This window comes from Streptomyces sp. NPDC050564 (assembly GCF_044457265.1).
GTDB lineage: Bacteria > Actinomycetota > Actinomycetes > Streptomycetales > Streptomycetaceae > Streptomyces.
Window position 1 is genome coordinate 45893 of record NZ_JBITGS010000026.1, and the last position, 22759, is coordinate 68651.

At 69.8% G+C, this 22759-nt stretch carries 16 protein-coding genes and 1 pseudogene; 5 read left to right on the top strand and 12 right to left on the bottom strand.

Features of this window, described 5'->3' with window-relative positions; genetic code table 11:
• The first annotated feature begins 70 nt into the window (after positions 1 to 70).
• Both ACIBK0_RS34290 and mltG read left to right on the top strand, forming a co-directional pair.
• Positions 71 to 1870 carry an ABC transporter ATP-binding protein gene (locus ACIBK0_RS34290; protein WP_399088460.1) on the top strand — a complete coding sequence of 600 codons (1800 nt, stop codon included), beginning with the start codon at positions 71 to 73 and terminating at the stop codon, positions 1868 to 1870.
• Positions 1871 to 1913: 43 nt separating this feature from the next.
• A pseudogene (gene mltG, locus ACIBK0_RS34295) lies at positions 1914 to 2750 on the top strand (endolytic transglycosylase MltG); the annotation flags it as partial.
• 163 nt (positions 2751 to 2913) lie between these two features.
• Here mltG and ACIBK0_RS34300 read toward each other — a convergent pair.
• Positions 2914 to 4002, bottom strand: coding sequence for an NAD(P)-binding domain-containing protein (locus tag ACIBK0_RS34300; protein ID WP_399088462.1), 1089 nt, complete (start codon positions 4000 to 4002; stop codon positions 2914 to 2916).
• A gap of 216 nt (positions 4003 to 4218) precedes the next feature.
• On the opposite strand from ACIBK0_RS34300, the gene ACIBK0_RS34305 reads away from it, so the two are divergent.
• Positions 4219 to 4641, top strand: a complete 423-nt coding sequence (locus ACIBK0_RS34305; RefSeq protein ID WP_399088464.1) for a YjbQ family protein — start codon at positions 4219 to 4221, stop codon at positions 4639 to 4641.
• A gap of 51 nt (positions 4642 to 4692) precedes the next feature.
• On the opposite strand, the gene ACIBK0_RS34310 is transcribed toward ACIBK0_RS34305, so the two are convergent.
• Both ACIBK0_RS34310 and ACIBK0_RS34315 read right to left on the bottom strand, forming a co-directional pair.
• A complete protein-coding gene (locus ACIBK0_RS34310) occupies positions 4693 to 4947 on the bottom strand; it encodes a hypothetical protein (protein WP_399088466.1) in 255 nt (84 codons plus the stop codon).
• 379 nt (positions 4948 to 5326) lie between these two features.
• On the bottom strand, positions 5327 to 7471 hold the full coding sequence (locus ACIBK0_RS34315) for an acyltransferase family protein (RefSeq protein ID WP_399088468.1): 2145 nt from the start codon (positions 7469 to 7471) through the stop codon (positions 5327 to 5329).
• A gap of 544 nt (positions 7472 to 8015) precedes the next feature.
• Here ACIBK0_RS34315 and ACIBK0_RS34320 point away from each other — a divergent pair.
• Positions 8016 to 9521 (top strand): DEAD/DEAH box helicase, encoded by a 1506-nt coding sequence (locus ACIBK0_RS34320; RefSeq protein ID WP_399088470.1) that lies wholly within the window; start codon positions 8016 to 8018, stop codon positions 9519 to 9521.
• A gap of 44 nt (positions 9522 to 9565) precedes the next feature.
• Here ACIBK0_RS34320 and ACIBK0_RS34325 read toward each other — a convergent pair whose 3' ends face one another.
• Both ACIBK0_RS34325 and ACIBK0_RS34330 read right to left on the bottom strand, forming a co-directional pair.
• A complete protein-coding gene (locus tag ACIBK0_RS34325; RefSeq protein ID WP_399088472.1) occupies positions 9566 to 10342 on the bottom strand; it encodes a hypothetical protein in 777 nt (258 codons plus the stop codon).
• Between the two features lie 38 nt (positions 10343 to 10380).
• Positions 10381 to 11646: a glycosyltransferase family 4 protein gene (locus ACIBK0_RS34330; RefSeq protein WP_399088474.1), complete on the bottom strand. Its 1266-nt coding sequence runs from the start codon at positions 11644 to 11646 to the stop codon at positions 10381 to 10383.
• A gap of 223 nt (positions 11647 to 11869) precedes the next feature.
• On the opposite strand from ACIBK0_RS34330, the gene ACIBK0_RS34335 reads away from it, so the two are divergent.
• Positions 11870 to 13321, top strand: a complete 1452-nt coding sequence (locus ACIBK0_RS34335; RefSeq protein WP_399088476.1) for a purine-cytosine permease family protein — start codon at positions 11870 to 11872, stop codon at positions 13319 to 13321.
• Positions 13322 to 13339: 18 nt separating this feature from the next.
• On the opposite strand, the gene ACIBK0_RS34340 is transcribed toward ACIBK0_RS34335, so the two are convergent.
• The 7 genes from ACIBK0_RS34340 to ACIBK0_RS34370 all read right to left on the bottom strand — a co-directional run bounded on the left by ACIBK0_RS34340 (position 13340) and on the right by ACIBK0_RS34370 (position 22580).
• Positions 13340 to 14596 (bottom strand): VWA-like domain-containing protein, encoded by a 1257-nt coding sequence (locus ACIBK0_RS34340; protein ID WP_399088478.1) that lies wholly within the window; start codon positions 14594 to 14596, stop codon positions 13340 to 13342.
• The gene (locus ACIBK0_RS34345) at positions 14593 to 15855 is read right to left on the bottom strand and encodes an AAA family ATPase (RefSeq protein WP_399088480.1); all 1263 of its coding nucleotides are present in this window, start codon (positions 15853 to 15855) and stop codon (positions 14593 to 14595) included. The genes ACIBK0_RS34340 and ACIBK0_RS34345 overlap by 4 nt, the downstream gene beginning before the upstream one ends.
• A gap of 59 nt (positions 15856 to 15914) precedes the next feature.
• Positions 15915 to 17330, bottom strand: coding sequence for a hypothetical protein (locus tag ACIBK0_RS34350; protein WP_399088482.1), 1416 nt, complete (start codon positions 17328 to 17330; stop codon positions 15915 to 15917).
• 215 nt (positions 17331 to 17545) lie between these two features.
• Entirely contained in the window at positions 17546 to 19792 is a 2247-nt protein-coding gene (locus tag ACIBK0_RS34355; RefSeq protein WP_399088484.1) for a xanthine dehydrogenase family protein molybdopterin-binding subunit, read from the bottom strand.
• Entirely contained in the window at positions 19789 to 20784 is a 996-nt protein-coding gene (locus ACIBK0_RS34360) for an FAD binding domain-containing protein (protein WP_399088486.1), read from the bottom strand. The genes ACIBK0_RS34355 and ACIBK0_RS34360 overlap by 4 nt, the downstream gene beginning before the upstream one ends.
• A gap of 10 nt (positions 20785 to 20794) precedes the next feature.
• On the bottom strand, positions 20795 to 21337 hold the full coding sequence (locus tag ACIBK0_RS34365) for a (2Fe-2S)-binding protein (protein ID WP_399088488.1): 543 nt from the start codon (positions 21335 to 21337) through the stop codon (positions 20795 to 20797).
• A 184-nt stretch (positions 21338 to 21521) separates the two neighbouring features.
• Positions 21522 to 22580, bottom strand: coding sequence for a PucR family transcriptional regulator (locus ACIBK0_RS34370; RefSeq protein WP_399088490.1), 1059 nt, complete (start codon positions 22578 to 22580; stop codon positions 21522 to 21524).
• Between the last annotated feature and the right edge of the window lie 179 nt (positions 22581 to 22759).

The window sequence follows — 22759 nt, forward strand, 5'->3', positions numbered from 1 at the left end:
ATGAGCTATGCTCCGTCAGTCGTCGTCGCCCCTCGACCCGAGAGGCGCTCTCACCACCCCGTAGGAGCCCATGCGTCCCGACCAACCCACCTGGACCCCGCCACCTGCCGACGCGGAACAGCCGCGGCAGGTGCGTCGCATCCTGAAGCTCTTCCGGCCCTACCGCGGCCGCCTCACGATCGTCGGCCTGCTGGTCGGCGCCGCGTCCCTCGTCTCCGTCGCCACGCCCTTCCTGCTGAAGGAGATCCTGGACGTCGCGATCCCCCAGGGCCGTACCGGCCTGCTGAGCCTGCTCGCGCTCGGCATGATTCTCAGCGCCGTCCTCACCGGCGTCTTCGGCGTGCTGCAGACCCTCATCTCCACCACCGTCGGCCAGCGCGTCATGCACGACCTGCGCACCGCCGTCTACGGCCGGCTCCAGCGCATGTCGCTCGCCTTCTTCACCAGAACGCGTACGGGCGAGGTCCAGTCGCGCATCGCCAACGACATCGGCGGAATGCAGGCGACCGTCACCTCCACCGCCACCTCGCTGGTCTCCAACCTCACCAGCGTCGTCGCCACCATCGTTGCGATGGTCGCCCTGGACTGGCGGCTCACCGCCGTCTCGCTGCTCCTGCTGCCGGTCTTCGTATGGATCAGCCGCCGGGTGGGCAATGAACGCAAGAAGATCACCACCCAGCGTCAGAAGCAGATGGCCGCGATGGCCGCCACGGTCACCGAGTCGCTCTCCGTCAGCGGCATCCTGCTCGGCCGCACCATGGGCCGTGCCGACTCACTCACGAAGTCCTTCGCGGAGGAGTCCGAGAGCCTGGTCGACCTCGAGGTGAGGTCGAACATGGCGGGGCGCTGGCGCATGTCCGTCATCGGCATCGTCATGGCCGCGATGCCCGCCGTCATCTACTGGGCCGCGGGCATCGCGTTCCAGGTGGGCGGTTCCGCCATCTCGATCGGCACCCTCGTCGCCTTCGTCTCGCTCCAGCAGGGCCTGTTCCGGCCCACGGTCAGCCTGCTCTCCACCGGCGTCCAGATCCAGACCTCGCTCGCGCTCTTCCAGCGCATCTTCGAGTACCTCGACCTGCCCATCGACATCACCGAGCCCGAGCGCCCGGTCCACCTCGACCAGGTCAAGGGTGAGATCCGCTTCGAGGGCGTCGAGTTCCGCTACGACGACAAGAGCGGCCCGATCCTCGACGGCATCGACATCACCGTCCCCGCGGGCGGCAGCCTCGCCGTCGTCGGCCCGACGGGCTCCGGCAAGTCCACGCTCAGCTATCTGGTGCCCCGGCTGTACGACGTCACGGGCGGCCGCGTCACGCTGGACGGCGTCGACGTACGCGACCTGGACTTCGACACGCTCGCGCGCGCGGTCGGTGTCGTCTCCCAGGAGACGTACCTCTTCCACGCCTCGGTCGCCGAGAACCTGCGCTTCGCCAAGCCGGACGCCACCGAGGAGGAGCTGTACGCGGCGGCGCGCGCGGCCCAGATCCACGACCACATCGCGTCCCTGCCCGACGGGTACGACACGGTCGTCGGCGAGCGCGGCCACCGGTTCTCCGGCGGTGAGAAGCAGCGCCTGGCCATAGCCCGCACGATCCTGCGCGACCCGCCGGTGCTCATCCTCGACGAGGCGACCAGCGCCCTGGACACCCGCACGGAGCACGCCGTTCAGCAGGCCATCGACGCACTGTCGGCCAACCGCACCACGGTCACCATCGCGCACCGGCTGTCCACCATTCGGGGCGCCGACCAGATCGTGGTCCTCGACTCCGGCCGCACGGTCGAACGCGGCACGCACGAGGAACTGTTGGAGCAGGAGGGGCGCTATGCCGCGCTTGTCCACCGGGACGCCCAACTGGCGCCGACAAGATGACGATATGCCGGGTTTGATGGCATTCGCGCGTTAACGTGCCCGCATGCAGATGAACACTCCGCCACGGAGCACGATTCGACTGACGCGCCGGGGCCGGATCGCCCTCATCGCGACCGGAGCCGTCGTGGCGGCCACCGCCGTGGCGGTGCCGCTGCTGACCGTGGGAGGCGGCGAGGACGCGCCCACTGCGTCCCTCGTCATTCCGGAGGGCTGGCGGGCCAGTCAGGTCTACGCGGCCGTCGACAAGGCCCTCCGGGTGCCCCCGGGCACCACCAAGAAGTCCCTCGGGAAGGCCAATCTGAAGCTGCCGAACGACGCCGAGGGCAACCCCGAGGGCTACCTCTTCCCGGCGACGTATCCGATCGACAAGAAGGCGACTCCGCAGTCGCTGCTGTCGTTCATGGTCGACACCGCGAATCAGAGGTTCAACAAAGCTCCTGTCGCCGCCGGGGCACAGCGCAACGCGATGAACGTCTATCAGGCGATCACCATCGCGAGCATCGTCCAGGCCGAGGCGGCGACCAAGGCGGACATGGGCAAGGTGGCCCGGGTCATCTTCAACCGCCTGGAGCGGGGCATGCCGCTGCAGATGGACTCCACCATCAACTACGCGCTGAACCGTTCCACCTTGAACACCAGCCAGAACGACACGACGCTCAACAACCCCTACAACTCGTACCAGCGCATGGGCCTGCCGCCCACGCCGATCGCCAACCCCGGCGAGGACGCGATGCGTGCCGCGACCAACCCCCCCCTGGGCGACTGGCTCTACTTCGTGACGGTCAAGCGGGGCGACACCCGCTTCACGGCCAGCTACGAGGAGCACGAGAGGAACGTCGCCGAGTTCAACCGGGTCCGCAGCAGCGCGTCCCGTAGCGCCGCTCCCACCGGTTCCCCCACCGGTTCGCCCGCCGTCACCCCCACCGGTTCGCCCGCCGTCACCCCCACCGGTTCGCCCGCCGTCACCCCCACCGGTTCGCCCGCCGTCAGCCCCACGGGGACCCCCAGGGGCACCCCCACCGGCTGAGCTGCCGTACGGGGCGTCAGGCGGTGACCGGCACTCCCGCCAGCAGCCGCCTGATGTCCCGTACCGCCGCGCGTCCGGCCCGGTTGGCGCCGATGGTGCTGGCCGAGGGCCCGTACCCGACCAGGTGGATCCGCGGATCGGCGACCGTGCGCGTCCCCTCGACGCGGATACCGCCGCCCGGCTCGCGCAGTCGCAGCGGCGCCAGATGGTCGATGGCGGCCCGGAAGCCGGTCGCCCACAGGATGATGTCGGCGTCCACGCGACGACCGTCGTCCCACTCGACGCCGTCGGGCGTGATCCGGTCGAACATCGGCCGGCGGTCCAGTACGCCGTCGTCCAGGGCCTGCCTGATCGCCTCGTTCAGCGGCAGTCCGGTCACCGAGACGACACTCTTGGGCGGAAGCCCCTGGCGGACGCGTTCCTCGACGAGCGCGACGGCGGCCCGGCCGAACTCCTCGGTGAAGGGGCCCTCGCGGAAGACGGGCGGGCGCCGTGTCACCCAGGTCGTCTCCGCCGCGTACGGGGCGATCTCCATAAGATGCTGGGTGCCGGACGCGCCGCCGCCCACCACGACCACCCGCTGACCCGCGAACTCCTTGGGACCGGGGTACTGCGCCGTGTGCAACTGCCGCCCCCGGAAGGTTTCCTGGCCCGGGTAGCGCGGCCAGAACGGCCGGTCCCAGGTGCCCGTCGCATTGATCAGCGCCCGTGCCGACCACGTACCGTCGTCGGTCTCGACCAGCAGTCGTCCACCGGAACCCTCCCGTACGGCCATGACGTCGACCGGCCGCAGTACGCGCAGGTCGAAGGTGCGCTCGTACCGGTCGAAGTACTCGGCGATGACCTCGGAGGAGGGACGCTCGGGGTTCGCGTCCGTCAGTTCCATACCGGGCAGGGAGTGCATCCCGTGCACCTTGCCGTACGTCAACGACGGCCAGCGGAACTGCCAGGCGCCGCCGGGGTGCGGCGCGTGATCGAGTACCACGAAGTCCCGTTCGGGCTCGAAACCGGTGCGCCGCAGGTGATAGGCGCTGGACAGGCCTGCCTGTCCAGCGCCTATGACGATGACATCGACTTCGCGCGCGCGTACCCCGGTGTTGTTCACGCACCTGCTAACCGGACCGGGGTCCGGTATCTTCCCGGAGGGGCCTGGCTGTGAGGCACCCGACGAGCCCGTGTCAGCGGCCACCCGCGACAAGCAGCGGCGCGCCACCTCCCGCGGCCGTACCGGGCAACAGCCTCCGCGCTGCCAGATCCGGGATCACACCCTCCCCGAGCCAGTACGCCTCCCCCAGGTGCCCGTATGGGCGAGGATTGGGTCATGTCCGATGCCTTCAGCACCCGTGTCCTGAACGTCGCCACTGGTTCGGCGGAGACGGTCGTCGACCTCACCCGCGACTGCGAGGCCTTCTTGCGGGAGGCGGCGGCCGGTCGCGACGGCCTCCTGAACGTCTTCGTGCCCCACGCGACCGCCGGAATCGCCATCATCGAAACCGGCGCCGGCAGCGACGACGACCTCCTCGCCGCCCTCCACTCGCTGCTCCCCGCGGACGACCGCTGGCAGCACCGCCACGGCAGCCCCGGCCACGGCCGCGACCACGTCCTCCCCGCATTCGTGCCCCCACACGCGACGCTGCCGGTGCTGGGCGGGCGGCTGGAGTTGGGGACGTGGCAGTCGGTGTGTCTGGTCGATACGAATCGGGACAATCCCGGCCGTCAGGTGCGGCTCAGCTTCCTCGGGTGATGTGCCTGGTCTTGCGTCGCAGCGATTGGTGCCATGGGGGCTGGGTGGTTGTCAGGGAGGTGGCGAGCCGGTCATTGAGGTGAGGGCGCGGGGGAGGGCGAAGTCGCGGTCGTACAGGGTGCCGCGGAAACGGATGCGGCCGTACTCCGGTGCGAACGCGCCGCCCGCGATCTTGGGCGGCGAGCCCGAGTTGGCAATAGATCTCCATCGAGCGCGCGTTGACCAGCCGGGACCGGGGAAGTTGACCAGCCGGGACCGGGGAAAGGGTGACAGCTCGCCGTGTTTCTCGACCAACAACGCCCGCACGCCCCAGCGTTCCAGCAGCGCTCGGGCGGTGAGACCGACCGGCCGCCAGCGACGATCAACACCGCCGCCTCGGCGTCTGCTACGGGCATGAGATCAATCTCCGCACCCGGCAGCCGCCCGCAAAGTCGGTGCGGGCAGCGCATGTGCTGGGCGCCGAGAGCCGCCAAAGGTGAGCGGAGGCCTCTGACCTGTGGGGCGGCGCGCATTCCGGCCTCGCGGCGGGGCTCGGCGGACGCTCTCGCCGGGGAAGGCCGGCTGCCGGTCGCCGCACGTTCACCGGCGCCGGAGCCTTGGAGAGAAGACACCGCGAACCGAAGCCCCGCCGTACCGCCTTCGGTGAGCCGTTTCTGTCATGGGCGCCGGGGACCTTTCTCTCGTGTTACCGGAGCCCGGTTCGCCGCAGGTCTGTGCCGAAGAGTTCGGAGAGCCGATCGCCCACAACGGGAGCGATGGCCTCGGCGTAGGCCTCGGCCATGTGGCTGTCATCGCGGTAGACGAACGTGTTTCCCACGGCCACGGGGCAGTTGCCCGTACGGGTGCACAGCCAGGGCTCCGGGTCGATGACCGCGGTGCGGGTCGACCTTGCCGCCTCCATGATCGCGTCTCTGCGGGTCTGGTCCCTGATCGCCTGCGGGATGTGGTTCGTGCAGCGTCCCAGCCGCAGCGGATACAGGGCCGCGCAGTCGACCGCGTCACCCTTCGGCCAAGGAGTGTCGAGGATGGCGGCCACCTGGGCACCGGTGCCCGCGAGAGTCTGGAACGTGTCCCGGAACCCCGTGGTCCAGCCCCGCAGGGGATCGCTCATCGCCTCAGCCGGGTTGCCCGCGTCCGAGGACGAGACGATCACCAGTGAGGGACGGAGATCTTCGATCTTTGCGAGCGCCTTGCTTCGCCATGTATCGCACGACGTGTACGGCTTGCCGTCCTGGACGACGGTCACCGCGGCCACCTTGCAGGATGCCTTGGTCAGCGAAACCAGCTTCCACCGGTGCGCCGACGCGAGCCGGTTCAGCGCCGGGAACCATTGGGCCGCGTGGGAATCGCCGAACAGTACGACGGTCTTGTCCGAGGAGCGGCTCCCGTAGACGCAGGGTGGCGTGCGCGTGCTCGCGTAGTTCACGTGGCATCCGTCCTGATAGATCGCGGACTTCGTGTCCTTGATCTCGGTGAGTGCCGGTGTGAGGTTGCTCGGCAGGCGTGTGTCCGAGGCATCCAGGAGTTCTGTCAGACGCGACTGCGGGTCCGGTGCGGTCGCGAGAGTGTCCTTCAGCGTGGGCGAAGGCGCACCGGAATCGATTGCGGGCGGGAAGGCCGCCGCGACCAGGGACATCGCGGCGGCGCCCGCCGACAGGCCGAGGCCAAGCCCCAGCGCCCGGCCGTGCCGACCGCGAAATGCCGTGTGGAACCGCACCGGATTCTCGACCAGACGCACGGTGGCCCACGCCATGAGCAGGGCGATCGCACTGAGCACCAGCGCCAGCCGCACCGTGGCGGGTCTGCCCAGCGCCATCGGTCCGATGAGCAGCAGCGGCCAATGCCACAGATACCAGCTGTACGACAACCCGCCGAGCCAGGCCACCGGCTGTCGCGAGAGCAGCCATCCGGCGCCGAATCGGGCCGGCGAACAGCCGCCGGCCAGGAGGAGTGCGGCTCCCGCAACCGGCAGGAGCGCGTGATATCCGGGAAACGGCGTGTCCTGGTCGAACCGGAGCGCCGACAGCACCACGCAGGCCAGGCCGGTCCATGTCATCGGCGCCGAGAACCTGGGGGGCAGTTGCTCCAGCCGGGCGACGGACAGCGCGAGAAGGGACCCGACGCCCAGTTCCCAGATACGGGTGTGCGGACCGAAGTAGGCCCAAGGCGGCGAACTCTCCGTCACGGACACGCTCAGTCCGAAGGAAACCAGGCAGAGCGCGACGAGCGGCGCCACCACGAGTGCACGTCGCCGGGCCAGTTTCCAGCTGAGCAGGAGCAGCAGCGGCCACAGCAGATAGAACTGCTCCTCGACGGCCAGCGACCAGAAGTGCTGGAACGGCGACGGCGGGCTGCCCTGGGCGAGGTAGTCCGTGCCGATGATCGCCAGCCGAAAGTTCACCGCGTAGAGAGCGCTGCTGAGCGCATCACCCACGTAGTCCGCGAAACGAATCTTCGACAGGAACAGCCAGGCACCGCCCAGCGTGGCGACAACGACGAGTGTCGATGCCGGAAGCAGGCGCAGCGCCCGGCGGGCGTAGAACTTCCGGACCGAGATGCCGCCCGTGGCGCGAAGCTCGCGCGACAACAACGAGGTGATCAGAAATCCGGAGATCACAAAGAAGACATCGACGCCGACATAACCCCCGCTGACCACGCGCACCCCGGCGTGGGAAAGAACGACCAACGAGACCGCCAGGGCGCGGAGCCCCTGGATGTCGAGCCGCAACGCATGCTGCGTCACGGTGCCGTCGTGCGGTGGGGTTCGGAGCTCGGCCGGCGCCGGATTCGGCATCAGCCGGCCCGAGTGCCACGGGGTGGCGGTCGTCAACGGATCTCCTCGTTTCGATTCCTGAGCGGATCGCGGGAATTCTGGGCCACACCGACAAAGGGAGACCATCGACCGTGTGGAAAGGTTGCGCCTCGACCGCTCCGCAGCCCGTGGAACTCTCGCACGTCATGTGCTGGCCGGCCGCGTCGAGGAGTTCTTGTGATCCCCGTCACAAGGGGGCTCCGGCTATCGCTGAACGCGGCCGTCAGATGCCGGGCCCGACCTTGGTGAAGTGGTGATCGATCTCGTTCTGTCGCTTCAGGAATTTGCGTAGTGCCTGGTCGGCGCACCGTGGGCGGGAATTAATGCCGTCGCGTCCGGATGTGTGCGCCGTGCTAAAATTGCCCGAGTTGCGGTTGCGATCCCCGTAAATTCCGAAAGTGAAATGTTGCTTATGTGGAGTTTGCCTTTTTAGGGCGGGGGAGTGTGGCCTGCTTCTTTTGGTCCCAGTCATCCCAGTCTTAAGTTCGGCTCGTTCTTGCAATTCATTCGGCTTATGTACGCCGAGAATTCCTCGATGCGCGCCATATCGAGGAAGGTCTCCATGGACCGCTCAGCTCGCAAGAACGACCGTTTCGGGTCTGACCGGGGAGCCCGCTTCCGGCCGCAGGGCCGGGCGGCGCGCCCCGGCGTCGGTTCGGGCGGCAGCGGGCGGCGCCCCGCCGCACCGCAAGGGGAGTTCGCGCTGCCGGTCACCGTCACACCGGCCCTCCCCGGGGTTGCGACCTTCGGTGAACTGGACATGCCCGTCGAGTTGTTGAACCTGCTCACCAGCCTCGGCCTGAACGAGCCGTTCCCGATCCAGGCCGCCACACTGCCGAACTCCCTCGCGGGCCGCGACGTGCTGGGGCGCGGGCGCACCGGATCGGGCAAGACCCTCGCCTTCGGCCTCGCGCTCCTTGTGCGCACGGCCGGACAGCGTGCCGACGCCCGCAAGCCACTGGCCCTGATCCTCGTACCCACTCGCGAGTTGGCCCAGCAGGTCACCGATGCGCTCACCCCCTACGCCCGGTTGCTGAAGCTGCGGCTGGCCACCGTGGTCGGCGGCATGTCGATCGGCAGGCAGGCGGGCGCACTGCGCGCCGGGGCCGAGGTCGTCGTCGCGACTCCCGGCCGCCTCATGGATCTCATCGAGCGCCGGGACTGCCGTCTGGACCGGGTGAACATCACCGTCCTGGACGAGGCCGACCAGATGGCCGACATGGGCTTCATGCCCCAGGTCACCGAACTGCTCGACCAGGTGCGCCCGGACGGCCAGCGCATGCTGTTCTCGGCTACGCTGGATCGCAATATCGACCTCCTGGTCCGCCGCTATCTCCACGACCCGGTGGTCCACTCGGTCGACCCCTCGGCGGGCGCGGTCACCACGATGGAGCATCACGTGCTGCAGGTGCACGGCGCGGACAAGTACGCCACCGCCACCGAGATCGCCGCCCGTGACGGGCGAGTGATCATGTTCCTGGACACCAAGCACGCGGTCGACCAGTTCACCAAGCACCTGCTGAGCAGTGGCGTACGGGCCGCGGCGCTGCACGGCGGCAAGTCGCAGCCCCAGCGCACCCGCACCCTGGCACAGTTCAAGACCGGCGACGTCACGGCGCTGGTGGCGACCAACGTCGCGGCCCGTGGCATTCACATCGACGACCTCGACCTCGTCGTCAACGTCGACCCGCCCAGCGATCACAAGGACTACCTGCACCGCGGCGGCCGTACCGCCCGCGCCGGTGAGTCCGGCAGTGTCGTCACGCTGGTCCTGCCCAACCAGCGCCGGGACATGGCCCGTCTCATGTCCGACGCGGGCATCAGGCCGCAGGTCACACAGGTCCGCTCGGGCGAGGCCGAGCTGAGCCGGATCACCGGTGCCCAGGCTCCCTCCGGTGTCCCGGTCGGCGGCAGCGGGCCGGTCGCGGAGCGCCCGAAGCGCGGCGGTGCCCCCTTCCGGGGTCTGGGCACGCGCACCGGTCGCGCCGGTGGCGAGTCACGCCGGTCCGCCGAGGCGCGCCTCACTGCCGAGGCCCGCAAGGCCGCCCGGGTCCGTCGCGGCGCCTAGAGCGAGGGCACTGTGTGCCGCCAGGGCCGGCGGCCGACCGAGCCTCAACCAGCCTTCGTCACCGTCACGGACAGGTCGTTGTCGACGGTGAAGTAGGGGCGCACGCCGGCGCCGTCGAGCGTGACCGTCGGGTAGACGAACACCTCCTTGCGGTCCGCCACGTCGTCGAGGAGACGGGCGACCCGGATGAGCGGTGCTCCCGCCGCAGGCTGCATGAAGACGTCCCAGACGCCGCTTTCGGCGCTCGTCCCGGCGGCCAACTCCTCGTGGTCGACGGTGAAGGAGAAGCTTCGGCCATCCCTTCCGGCCCGCGGCTCCACGACGTGCAGAGTGCCGTTGCCGCCCCGCCGACGCAGGCAGACGACGGCTCCCTCCAGGAGCGTGGCGCCGTGCAGGCGCGCGCCGACCGTCATCGACCGGTGCGTGACATCGATGCCGTCGACCTCCGCGTGGGCGGGGCGCAACCAGGCCCGTACCGCGAGATGACCATCCCTGGTGACGTACGGAATGCGGACGGCCAGCGGTGACGGCCAGTCGTGGAGGTGTCCGTCGACGAGGGCCCGTAGGTCGCGCAGCCCCGGGCGCAGACGCTGCCGTCGGGACCCCGGTTCCCGGAGCAGGTACACGTCCCACCGGCCCTCCGCGAGAAGGGGGTGCGGGCCCAGGACAGCGCGTCGGCGACCGTCGTCGGCGGGCTCCAGGTCGAGGAGGTGAACGGTCTTCTCGGGCAGTCCCTTCTTCGGCCGCAGCCGCAGCAGCAACTGCCGCCCTTCGGCGGACCGCAGCGGCAGGTCGAAGGTAATGCGGCCGTCCGTATCCACCCTGCAGCCAAGGCGTGGTTGCCCAGCTTCGTCCCTGCTCACCGCTGTCCCCTCCGTACCAGGCGCAGCGCGCTGCCGGCCGCGGCGAACGCGGCGTCGCGGGCGGCGAAACCTTGGCTGACGAGGACGCGGCGCGCACCACCGCGTCCCTGAGCGAGCCGTCGCCCCGTTCTTCTCGCCGAGACCGCCTCGGTGATCAGGCGCTCGGCCTGCTCGACCACAGGGCCGGGAGCGAACCGCCGCGCGTTCTCCAGGGCCGCTCGGCCCGTATCGCGGCGCCGCTCGTCCTCACGGACCAGTTCCAGCAGGGCCGCGCCCAGCGCGTCACGGTCCCCGACCGGCACCAGCCGGCCGTCGACCCCGTCCTCGATGATTTCACCGGGCCCATAGGGGCAGTCGGTGCTCACCACCGGCAGGCCGCAGCGCATCGCCTCGACAATCGTCATGCCGAACGGCTCGAAGTCGGAGGCGGCCGCGCCGATCGAGCCCTTGACCCACTCCGCTTCCATGGGAGCCGCCGCACCCATCAGGAAGACGTTGTTCCACAGACCGAGGTCCGCGATGAGCTTTCGCAGCCGATCGTGTTGCTCCCCTTTGCCGTAGATGCGCAACTGCCAGTCCGGGCGTTCGGCGGCGACCACGGCGAAGGCCTCGATCAGTAGGTCGTACCGTTTCACCGGGACCAGCCGGCCGGCCGCGACGACCACCTTCGCGGTGCCGTCCGCGGCGGGGAGCGCGGGATCGGGCACGCTGTTCGGGAGGGTCTCCACCCGTAGACCGGGCAGCCTCATCTTGCGCCGGTAGGCGGCGGCGTCCGCCTCGGTCACCGTGGTGAGCGCGTCGAGCCGGCGGTAGGCCCGGCGCAGCGTGTTGCGCAACCGTGGCGGATGGTTGTCCAGAGTGAGGTGCTCCTGCCCGATGCGTACGACGTGTCGCGGAGCCTGGAGCGCGAGATGCACGTTGAGCCCCGGCCGCGTTCCGATCACCACGTCGGCGTCGATCGTGGCGAGACAGTCGCCGATCCGCTGGTCGGTCAACTCGCTGTACTGCCGGTACCGGTACTCGGCGCGTGGGAACACCCTCGCCGGACTCAGATGCAACGGATGCCGCTCCTCCTGCCTGAGGTCCACCAGCGGCCGCAGCGACACGCTCGGGTCCAGGGTGAAGGTCGGGTGCTCCCGGTGCCGCAACACGGAGACGATCTCCACCTCGTGCCGCTCGGCCAGTGCGTGGGCCAGATTGAACGTGGTGGTGATCGTGCCCCCGATCCCGTAGGCGTTGTGGAGCAGGAAAGAGATCTTCATGGTGGGCTAGACCACGGCAAGTTCCTTACGGTTGTTGCCCGTTATCACTTCGTAGGCTCATCGGTGCAGCCTCGACAGGCCGCCCGGGACGCGTGCGGGGTGAGAGGCGGTCGGACACACCGGCCGGTACAGTCCTCCTTGACCGGTACGGCTCGAGGGATGAACGTGGCCATATGTGATGAATCTTGTCATCATGTGGTGAATACCCTCAAGGGAGGCCCTCGTGACCACGGCATCAGAGCCACGGGTATCGGGTCTGGAGATCCGCTCCATCGACTACGTCCCCCTGGACGAGCGGCACGGAAAGCTGTGGCACCTGGGGCCTCTGTGGTTCATGTCCAACGCGCAGATCGCCACACTGGCGGTCGGACTGATCAGCATCACCGAGGGCGGCAACCTCGTCTGGTCGCTGATCGCGATCGCCGCGGGCACCATCCTGGGCACGTTCTTCATGGCCTTCCACTCCGCGCAGGGCCCGCAACTCGGGCTGCCGCAGATGATCCAGTCGCGGCCGCAGTTCGGCTATGTCGGGGCCCTGCTGGTGTGGCTGTTCGCCTATGTGCAGTACGCCGGTTTCAACGTCTTCAACACGATCCTGGCCGGCGAGGCCCTGCACACCACGGTGCATGGCGGGGTCAAGTTGTGGGTCGTCGTGGTCACCCTCATCGCGTTGGTCATCGCGCTGGTGGGCTACGACGTCATCCACCGCGCCGAGCGGGTCCTCACCTACACCTTCCTGGTCATCTTCGGGATCTTCACCGTGGGCGTGCTGGTCACCCTGCACTATCCCCCCGGCTCCTTCGACCTCGGCGGCTTCAAGTGGACCCCGTTCCTCGCGCAGTTCGGTGTGGTCGCCGGTTACCAGATCAGCTGGGCCATCTACGTCTCGGACTACTCCCGCTACCTCCCTCCGGACGTGACCGTCCGCAAGACCTTCTACTGGACGTACTTCGGGTCCGCGCTCGGCGGCATCTGGCTGATGATGCTCGGGGCGCTGCTCGCCGCGTGGGCGGGAAAGGGTTTCGAGACGATCCGCTCGATCAACGCCGCCGGCGACAAGGTCTTCAGCGGGTTCGGCGCGATCGTGCTGCTCTTCGCCGCCCTGGGTCTGGTCTCGGTGACCGCGCTGAACATGTACGGCGGGTCTCTCACGCTCATCAGCGCGATCGACTCCTTCAAGAGAGTGCGGCCGACCCTCGCCGTACGGCTCGTGACGATCGGCCTCACCGCGGCGCTCTCCGTGGTGGGTGCGCTGGCCGCCACCGCCAACTTCCTGGAGAACTTCAACAACTTCCTGCTGCTGGTGCTCTACCTGTTCATTCCGTGGACGGCGGTCAACCTCATGGACTACTACGTGGTGCGCCGCGGCCACTACGCGGTCGCCGAGATCTTCAATCCGCACGGCATCTACGGCCGCTGGGGCTGGCACGGCATCATCGCGTACCTGGTCGGGTTCGTCGTCATGGTGCCTTTCTTCTCCGTGGGCACGCTCTACGTCGGACCTATCGCGGATGCGCTCGGCGGTGCGGACATCGCCTTGTTCATCGGACTGCCCGTCTCCGCGGTGCTCTACTGGCTGCTCACCCGGTCGATCGACGTCGATGCCGAGGCACGCCTGGCCGAGGCGGAGGCCGAGGCGCTGGAATCGGCGTCGCACGAGCACAGGGAGCCGTGATCCTCCCGCCGGGCCGCCTCATCGAGTGGCGGGAGCCGACCCGATGACCACCACTCGTGCCCAGTCGGGCGGCGGGTCCGGCACGTAATCGGGATCGTCCTCGTCCCACGACCGGGCGGCGTGCCGGGGGAACAGACCCACCACCGTCCGGCACGGTGGCCGCGTGCTAGGCCAGGGCGTCTGACCGTCGGTCAGGACCACGATGACATCGGGGCGGGGATTCACTCGGAGCGCCTTGGCGAAGCCTGTGCGAAGATCCGTACCCCCACCGCCCAACAGCGGTATTCCCTCACCACGGCACAGCGGATGCACGATGCGGGCTGCCGCGTCGCACGGCAGCACGGTGATCAGGTCGCGACGACCGCCCACGGCTCGGGAGATCGCGGCAACCTCCAGGAGCGCGCTGCCCAGTTCGATGTCACTGACCGAGCCGGATGTGTCGATGACCACGGAGACTCGGGGCGGCCTGCGCCGAAGGCTCGGCAGTACGGTGCCGGGCACCCCGGCCGAGCGCCGTGACGGCCGCCCGTAGGTGTAGTCCTCGCCGGCGCCCTGGCCGGAGGCCGCCGAGCGGACCGCCGCGCCCAGCAACTCCCGCCACGGCTGCGGGGGATGGAACGCCTCATCCGCCCACCGCTGCCACCCCTTCGAAGCGCTCCCCGGACGGCCGGTGATGCCCTGCGCCACCCGGAACCGGACGGCGTCCCGCTCCTGCTCACTGAGGCCGTGGGCGCCGTCCGGTCCCAGGTCCCACTCCCGCTCCAGTCCGTCGGCCCCACTGCCGCAGTCCAACCAGGCGGCAGTCAGCGTGAGGGGCTCGATCCGAAGCTTGCGCAGGTAGTCCTCCATGAGCCACCCCTCGGGCAGCCCCAAGGTTTTCGGCCGCACAGCGCCTTTGGGCCGGACCAGCCCGTCGCCGAACACGTCGTCGTTGATCTCGCAGTCCGCGGCGATGTTCATCCGCAGCCGTTCTCCCGGGCCGGTCAACTCGTGCTCCCGTGCCACCCGGTCACTGCGCCCGTGGTGGTCGCGAAGGAGGTGCGAGACCTCGTGCACCCAGACCCCGGCCAGCTCCTCCACCGGCGTCCGATCCACGAACGCCGGCGAGACGTAGCACCGCCAGTGCCGGTCGACGGCCATCGTGGGGACCCGTCGGGACTCGACGGTGTGCAGGGCGAACAGGGCCGTCGCCAAGTAGGGCCGGGCCCGGGCGGCATGCAGTCGGGCGGCGAAGAGCTTGTCGAGGTCCAGAGTCCCCGGTGCGTCCGCGATCACCGGCCCGCCTTCGCGGCGACGGCGGTCCGGGCCGCCGCGTGGTCGGCTCGCCGGGACAGGGTCACCACTCCGGTGAGCCGCTCGATCGACGCCGGGACGTCCCAGTCCTCCCGGCGCAGCGAAGCGAGGGTGGTCGCCGGGACGACGACCAGGTCCGGAGCTCCCGTCTCCACCGCCCGGACCAGGAGCGTCCACGCCGCGTCCCAGCGGGACTTCTCCGGGCGCTTGCGGACCGCGTCCACCACACCGTCCAGCACGGCCTGGCGCAGGTCTCCGCGCTCGGGCAGGACGACACCGTCCGGGTCGGCGAGGAGCACCTCGGGGTCCGGGAGGTCCATCCGGTCCAGGCTTGCCAGTAGTTCCAGTCCCGGACCGTCTCCCACGGTGCCTCTGACCAGCAGGGAGAGCACCTCCCGGGAGGAGCCGGCCGCGGTCGCGAAGGCGACCAGGTGCAGGGCCATCTCCCAGCTCCGGGGTGACGGCCAGGCGCCGCCCCGGCGTGTCTCACTGCTGGGCAGTTGGTGCACGAGTTTGGGCCGCCCGATGAGGAGCCCGCACACCGCGCGGCGGGCGAAGTCCACGGCCTCCGGAAGCTGTCCCGGGTCGAGCCGCGGCAGGGTCGCCCGGGGCCACGTCCCACCGAGGCCGCGTACGACGACCTCGTGGTCGTGGGTCCACTGAAGATGAACGAAACGGTTGGCCAGAGGCGGGCTCAGCTCCCAGCCGTCGGCCGCCGAGGAGCGCGGGTTGGCGGCAGCCACGATCCGTACCCCGGGCGGCAGTTGGAGGGCGCCGATCCGCCGCTCGAGGACGAGGCGGAGCAGAGCGGCTTGAACGGCCGGCGGTGCGGTGGACAACTCGTCGAGGAACAGCAGCCCGCGGCCGGCCCGTACCAGACGCACGGCCCAGTCCGGCGGGGCCATCGGGACACCGTGTTCCGCGGGATCGTCGCCGATGATGGGCAGCCCCGAGAAGTCCGACGGCTCGTGCACACTGGCGATCACTGTGGTCAGCGGAAGGTCCAAGGCCGCGGCGAGCTGTGTCAGGGCCGCGGTCTTGCCGATCCCCGGCTCACCCCACAGAAGTACGGGCAGGTCGGCGGCCACGGCCAGCGTCAGGGCCTCCAGTTGGGTGTCCGGGCGCGACTCCGTGGTGGCGTCGCGCAGCAGGGTCAGCAACTCGCCGGCGACGTCCAGTTGGGAGAGGGTGGTCGGAGCGGAAGAGGTGTCCGTTGCGACGGACGGGGTGCATGTGGGCATGTGTGATCACCTGTGGGTTCGTAGGTAGCCGAGTGAGTGCGGGGACGCAGGTCCCCGAGTCAGCGAGAGGTCGCGTGGCGCGGGTGCGAGCGCCGGTCAGGGGAACGGCGACGATCCGGCTCGACACGGACGCGGCCGGGGCCGGGTCCGGCCAGGCCTGCCCGGAACAGTCCGTAGGCGATCCGCCGCTGTGCGGCCGCCTCGAGTTCGTCCCGCAGAGCGCCGGTGCGCAGCAGTGCGTCGGGGCCCAGCAGGCCCTCGACGACGGCCAGCGCACCGGCGATGTCGCCGTGGTCCAGACGTTCGCGGACACCGGTGAGGCAGTCCGGGCGACGGTGCGCCTCGTCGATGGCCTGCAGGCAGGGAAGCGGAGTGCCGGTCAGCGCGGCCAGCAGTTCCTCCCGCCGGATCTCGGCAGGGTCGTGGTCCAGCGGCGCCAGTACCCCGTCGACCAGGCCGATCCGGTGCTGAGCTCCCCGGCACTCCACGAGGCGCGGTTGCCCCGCCCGCTGCGAAATCCGCGGCGAACCGGTCGGTGCACAGCCCGGTACCAGTGCCGAAGCGACCAGCGGGTGCAGTCGATCGACCTCGATCCGCCCGGTGCGGATCAGTTCCAGGTCGGGCAGCGCCCAGGTCGCCGCATCGGGCAGGACGGGCAGCGCGGAGGCGCCGCCATCCGTGGCGGCGGCCACGATGCGCAAGGCGGGCGGTGCGAGGCCGTCTCCGTCCGCGACCAGGTCAAGGACCAGCCGATGGCGGGTCTCGAACCGCACGGCGACGGTACCGGTGGACCGTCCTTCGGCGCGGAGCAGAATGCCCGCCTCGTCCGCCCACCGGTCAACGGCGCAGCGGTGCCCCTGCGGCACCGTCCCCAGCAGATCCGGGTCCAGCACAAGGCAGCCGTCGGCGGCCGGCCGATCGGCCCCGGACCGGGTCCGCAGCTCCTCGGTCCTGCGCGCGTCCCACAGGTGGCGGTGCAGGTCGAGGCGGAATCGACGGCTGGGTCGGGGATGGGGATGCGGACCACGGCAGGTGTCGGCCCCGGAGTGGGATCCGTCCCACAGCGCGAGGCTGATGCGCTGACCGCCGTCCGCCCAGGCGGGCGGAGTCCGGGCCACCAGGTGCACGGGGCCTTCGCCCTGACGCCCCGCAGGGGCGTACCGAGCCAGAGCGATGGTCAGACCTGGGCGCAGCAGTCCATCGGGAGCGATCCTCGGCATGTGCCAGCGCAACAGGTCAGGAGCCAGATGGCGGAGATCGGCCCGGACTTGGGCTGCGAGTTCCTCGCCATGGGTACGAGCCAAGGAACGCAGATGGAGATCGACATCGATGCCTGCGGCGGCGCACGCTCCGGCCCAGTCCCCGATACGACGGCGGGCAGTCGCAGTCTCGATCATGGACGGCGGCACGGCGAACTCGCGCACGCGCAGCCAGAAGGAAAGGCGGGAATCCCTGTTCGCGGTTCGAGTGAGCATCAGCACTCACCTTGCGCGGACGGGTCCCCCAATCTGTCAACAGAGTGAGTCGTCATCGAGGCGATCGTAGCGCTCCGCACTTCCATCTGCCAGGCGCCCCGGCTGCAGCGCCGCATGGGGCCCGAAGGGGGACCCCAGGCGCGCGAGTGGCAACCGCGGGTCCGAGCAGGGGAGTTGGCTCGCTGCCGGAGCGCGGAAGACGCCAAGTGGCGGTGTCAGAGCAGGTCTTCGATGGTGATGGGCGTCTTGCGTACGCGCCGGCCGGTGGCGTGGTGGATCGCATTGGCGATGGCCGCGGCCGCGCCCACCTGGCCGACCTCCCCAACGCCCTTGACTCCGAGCGGATTGACGATCTTGTCTTCGACCTCGATGAGTTCCACGTCGACCTCGGGGGCGTCGGCGTTCACCGGGATCAGGTAGTCGCCCAGGCTGGAGGCGACCCAGCGGCCGCGCACCGGGTCCATGTAGTTCGCCTCCAGGAGTGCCTGGCCGAGCCCCCAGATCATGCCGCCCATGAGTTGGCTGCGAGCCGTCTTGGGGTTGAGGACCCGTCCGGGGGCGAAGGCGCCGACCATGCGACGAACCCGGACCACGCCGAGTTCGGCGTCGACGGCGACCTCGGCGAACTGGGCGCCGAAGGTCATCATCCCGTAGTTGGCGGTCTGTGGGGCGGGCGACCAGGTCCCCATCGCCTCGGTGTCGGGAAGGAAGTTGCGGTGCAGCAACTCGCTGTAGCTCTCCCCGGTGTCGGGCCGGTCACGCAGCATCATGCGGCCGCCCCGTACGGTGACCGAGGCGGGATCGGCGCCGTGCAGCGGCGATTGGGCGTCGGCGACGGCCTGGGCGATGAGCTGGTCGCGCAGATTGCCGGCCGCGGTGTGGACGGCGGCGCTGATCATGCCGGCACCCGAGGAGCCGACGGCGGCGGCGATGGTGGGCAGCATGGTGTCGCCGCCCTCGAACCGGCAGCGCTCGATCGGGATGCCGAGCGCGTCGGCCGCGACCTGGGTCATCACCGTGGCCACGCCGGTGCCGAAGTCGGGCGTCGCGGCCTGGACGACGGCACTGCCGTCGGCGTAGATCCGGGCGCGGGCCCGTTGCGGGTTGTTCGGCCCGTAGACGGGATAGCCCGCGGCGGCCATGCCGTAGCCGATGAGCCAGTTCCCGTCCCGGTGCGAACGGGGTTCGGGATTGCGGCGCTGCCAACCGAAGCGCTCGGCACCGCGCCGCAGACACTCCTGGAAACCGTCGCTCGACCAGGGGTTGCCGGTGTTGGGGTCGACGTCGGTGTGGTTGCGCAGTCGCAGTTCGACGGGGTCCAGGCCCAGCTGCTGGGCGAGTTCGTCCATCGCGCATTCGAGGGCGAACATGCCCGACGCCTCACCCGGAGCGCGCATGAAGGTGGGCGTCATGATGTTGGCGCGGATCAGCTCGTAGACGCCCTCGTAGTTCGGGCATGCGTAGATCTGGGATGCGACACCGAGGGAGGGTTCGGCCCAGTCGTCGAAGGGGGAGGTGGGCGACAGCTTGTGGTGCCGCAGCGCGGTGAGGCGGCCCTCATGGGTCGCGCCCAAGGTGATGCGCTGCTCCTGCTCCTCGCGGTGGCCGACCGACGTGAACATCTGCTCGCGCGTCAGGGCGAGCTTGACCGGTCGCCCGACATGGCGCGCGGCGAGCGCGCTGAGCGCCGGGTGCGCCCAGATCATGGCCTTGCAGCCGAAGCTTCCTCCGACGAAGTGGGAGACGACCCGCACCTTGGACGGGGTGAGTCCCAGCAGCGCGGCGACGGTCAGCTGGGTGGCCGCCACCCCTTGTGTCGCGTCATAGAGAGTGAGCTCGTCGCCGTCCCACACCGCGGTGGTGGCCGACGGCTCGATCGGGTTGTGGTTGTTGGCCGCGTAGGTGAACGCGGCATCGATCTGCACCTCGGCCCGGGCGAGTCCCGCGCGGAAGTCGCCGCGTTGGTTACGACCAGGGATGAAGCCCGCGAAGATCGCCTCGGGCTCGTACACCTGATCGCGGCCCTCGTCGAGCGTCGTGACCGACGGCGTCCGATCGATCGTGACGCGTACGAGCGCGGCCGCGTGCTGTGCGCGCTCCAGTGTGTCGGCGACGACGACGGCGACGGGCTGGCCCGTGTAGTGGACCGCGTCGTCCTGCATGGGGAAGAACGTCTGCCCCGGGGCGGGCATGCCGGCCAGCGAGGGGATCAAGGGCGGCTGGGCAGCGGTCCTGGGCAGGTTCTCGTGTGTGAGGACGGCCAGGACCCCGTCGCAGTCCAGCGCCTCGGAGGTGTCGATGGCGGTGATCCGGCCGCTCGCCACACGCGCGCCGACCAGGAAGGCGTAGGACATGTTGTCGAGTACGTAGTCCGCCGAGTAGTGCGCGGTCCCGGAGACCTTGTGGCGGCCGTCGACCCGGTCGGTGGGCTGCCCGATCGCCATAGGGGCTGTCGTCGTCATGAAGGACGCTCCGGGTTCGTGAGGGTCTCCAGTGCGCGGACCATCGTCCGTTGCGCCAGCTCGACCTTGAACGCGTTGAGTGGCGTGGTCCGCGCGAGGGCGAGTTCCTCGCTGGCGGCCCGTGCGAACGTCTCACGGTCCGCGCGCGCTCCGCGCAGGACTTCTTCCACTCGCCGCGCCCGCCACGGCTTGGTGGCCACTCCGCCCAGCGCCAGCCGCACATCGCTGATGACACCGTCCGTGGTGGTCACGCCGACCGCGACGGAGGCCAGCGCGAACTCGTACGACTCACGGTCGCGCACCTTCAGATACAGCGAGTTGTCGGCCACAGGCGTGTACGGCACCTCGATGCCGACGATGAGTTCGCCGTGCTCGAGGGGGTGCTCCAGGTGGGGCGTGCCACCGGGCAGCCGGAAGAAGTCGTCGATGTCGTAGACGCGCCGTCCCGAGGCTCCCTCGGTGTGGATGCGGGCGTCGAGGGCCATCAGCGCCACGGCGACGTCGGAGGGGTGGGTTGCGATGCACGAGTCGCTGGTGCCGAGGACGGCGTGGCCGCGGTTGAAGCCGTCGAGGGCGCTGCAGCCGCTGCCCGGGTCGCGTTTGTTGCAGGGAGACACGGCGTCGCGGAAGTAGCCACACCGCACGCGCTGCATCATGTTGCCGCCCATCGTGGCCATGTGCCGCAGCTGCGCCGACGCACCGAGCACCAGCGCTTCGGCCATCATGGGGAATCGTTCCCGCACGCCCGGGGCCTCGGCTACGTCGCTCATCCGCGCCACGGCGCCGATGTACACGCCGCCGTCCGGGCGGTCTTCGACCTGGGTGAGCGGCAGATCGTTGATGTCGACGAGCCGACGCGGGAGCAGGACGTTCTGGCGCAGCAGATCGATCTCGGTCGTGCCGCCGGCCAGGAAGTCGCTGGTGGGGTCCGCCGTGACGGTGGCGACGGCGCTCGCGACGTCGCCGGCGCGCGAATAGCTGATGGGCCGCAACTCTGTCTCCCTACGCTCCGTCGCGGACCGCGCGGATGGCGGCGCGAATGTGCGGGTACGCGGCGCAGCGGCAGATGTTGCCGCTCATCCACTCCCTGATCTCGGCGTCGTCGCCCGCGTGCCCCTCCTTGAGGAGCGCGGCTGCCGACATGATCTGGCCGGGTGTGCAGTAGCCGCACTGGAACGCGTCCTCGGCGATGAACGCGTCCTGCATCGCGTCGAGTTGCTCGTTCTTGGCCAGGCCCTCGATCGTCGTCACCTCGTGGCCCTCGCAGGCGATCGCGAGGGTCAGACATCCCAGAACGCGCCGATCATCGACCCAGAGCGTGCACGCGCCGCAGGTTCCCTGGTCGCAGCCCTTCTTCGCACCCGTGAGATGCAGGTGCTCACGCAGCGCGTCGAGCAGGCTCACCCGGGGCTCGATCTCCACGGACCGCTCGGCACCGTTGACCTTCAACATGACCTTCACCGGGCCGGGACCGCGTTCCGGCAGCACGGAAGGAGCAGCCTTCACCGTGGGCGGTTGTTGGACAGACACGACGTTACCTCCCATGACGTGATGTCCATGGTGTGGCCGATGGGAGCCGGCGGCCACTGGAAGCATCGGCTCAGGCACCGTTCGAATTCGAAAAAATGAACGAACGTGAGGAATGCGCTGGGTGCAAGGATCATCACGTCAGAGCGACCAGGATCGCCGCACTGCGCCGCCGACCTTCACTCTCCGCCGAGGTCGCGGTTCACAGTTCCTTGGCGGGCCAGTCCAGCAGCCGGGCACCGATGACCGCGGTCTGGAGCATGTAGCGGTGGGCCGGGTCGGCGGGATTGGCGCCGGTGAGTTTGTGGATGCGTTCCAGGCGGTACGTGAGGGCGCGCACGCTCAAGGAGAGGCGACGGGCGGCTTCGGTGCCGACGCAGCCTGAATCGAAGTACGCGGTGAGGGTGTCCAGGAGGTGCTGGGCACCGCCGCGGGCGGCGGTGAGCGGGCCGAGGGCGGCGAGGACGAGGTCCGTCATGGCCTGGCGGTCGCGGGTGAGGACGGGGTAGACCAGCAGGTCGGCGGCGCGCAGCACCGGGTCGTCGAGTTCGAGCCGCTCTGCCAGCTCGAGGGCGTTCAGCGCCTCCTCGTAGGACTGGACGACCCCGCCGGGGCCGGGCTGGGGCCGGCCGATGGCGACGCGTCCGCCGTCGGTGGCCGCGTACGCGTGCTTGGCGAAGTGGGTGAGGACGTCCTCCTGGTCGCCGGGGGCGATGCACAGCATCCGGCCGTCCTTGGTGGTGAGCAGGATGTTGCGGTCCCCGAAGCGGGCGATGAGGGCCCGTTCCACCCGGCGCGGTACCGGGTCGGCCTCGTCGTACGCCGTCGCGGCCTGCGCGACCGCGACGGCGTGCGCGTGGGAGAGACGCAGCCCGAAGTGCTCGGCCCGCTCGGCGAGGCGTCCCAGGTCGCTGCGGCCGTAGAGGAGATCGTCGATGAACTCGCGGCGGGCCGCCTCCTCCTGTCGTACGGCGAGGAGTTGTGCCCGCTCGTAGCCTTCGGCGAAGGCGTCTATGACCTGCTGGATCGCGGCGAGCGTGCTGTCGGCGGAACCGGGCGTGGTGGACCAGGCGGCGCGGGCGGCGGACAGGTGCGCGCTGACCAGGGCACGCAGCGCGTGGCCGGCATCGGCGGCCCGTTCCCCGAGGACGCGGCGTGACTCGATCTCGTCGCGGGTGAGGCGGCGGCCGGTGGCCGAAACCTCCGCCAGAATCCGGGCACAGCCGTCCAGATACTGCTCGGGTATCTCCCGCTCCGTCACGTCGTCCCCCGTTTTCTTGACGGCCCGGTGACGACTTGTTAGCGGCGACCGGCATGCAGACCTTAATGAACACTGCCGGGAACCGGCAATGCGGGGATCGGTCCCGGCCATGCACGATGTGCCGAGGGGAGCACGACGGATGGTTCCGGTGCCGGACACCGGCAGGTGTCCGGCACCGG

Excerpts from the sequence above, each read along its gene's own strand:
- ACIBK0_RS34290 (WP_399088460.1), top strand. The coding sequence starts at position 71 with ATGCGTCCCGACCAACCCACCTGGACCCCGCCACCTGCCGACGCGGAA.
- ACIBK0_RS34305 (WP_399088464.1), top strand. The coding sequence starts at position 4,219 with ATGTCCGATGCCTTCAGCACCCGTGTCCTGAACGTCGCCACTGGTTCG.
- ACIBK0_RS34320 (WP_399088470.1), top strand. The coding sequence starts at position 8,016 with ATGGACCGCTCAGCTCGCAAGAACGACCGTTTCGGGTCTGACCGGGGA.
- ACIBK0_RS34330 (WP_399088474.1), bottom strand. The coding sequence starts at position 11,646 with ATGAAGATCTCTTTCCTGCTCCACAACGCCTACGGGATCGGGGGCACG.
- ACIBK0_RS34345 (WP_399088480.1), bottom strand. The coding sequence starts at position 15,855 with ATGCCCACATGCACCCCGTCCGTCGCAACGGACACCTCTTCCGCTCCG.
- ACIBK0_RS34350 (WP_399088482.1), bottom strand. The coding sequence starts at position 17,330 with ATGCTCACTCGAACCGCGAACAGGGATTCCCGCCTTTCCTTCTGGCTG.
- ACIBK0_RS34355 (WP_399088484.1), bottom strand. The coding sequence starts at position 19,792 with ATGACGACGACAGCCCCTATGGCGATCGGGCAGCCCACCGACCGGGTC.
- ACIBK0_RS34365 (WP_399088488.1), bottom strand. The coding sequence starts at position 21,337 with ATGGGAGGTAACGTCGTGTCTGTCCAACAACCGCCCACGGTGAAGGCT.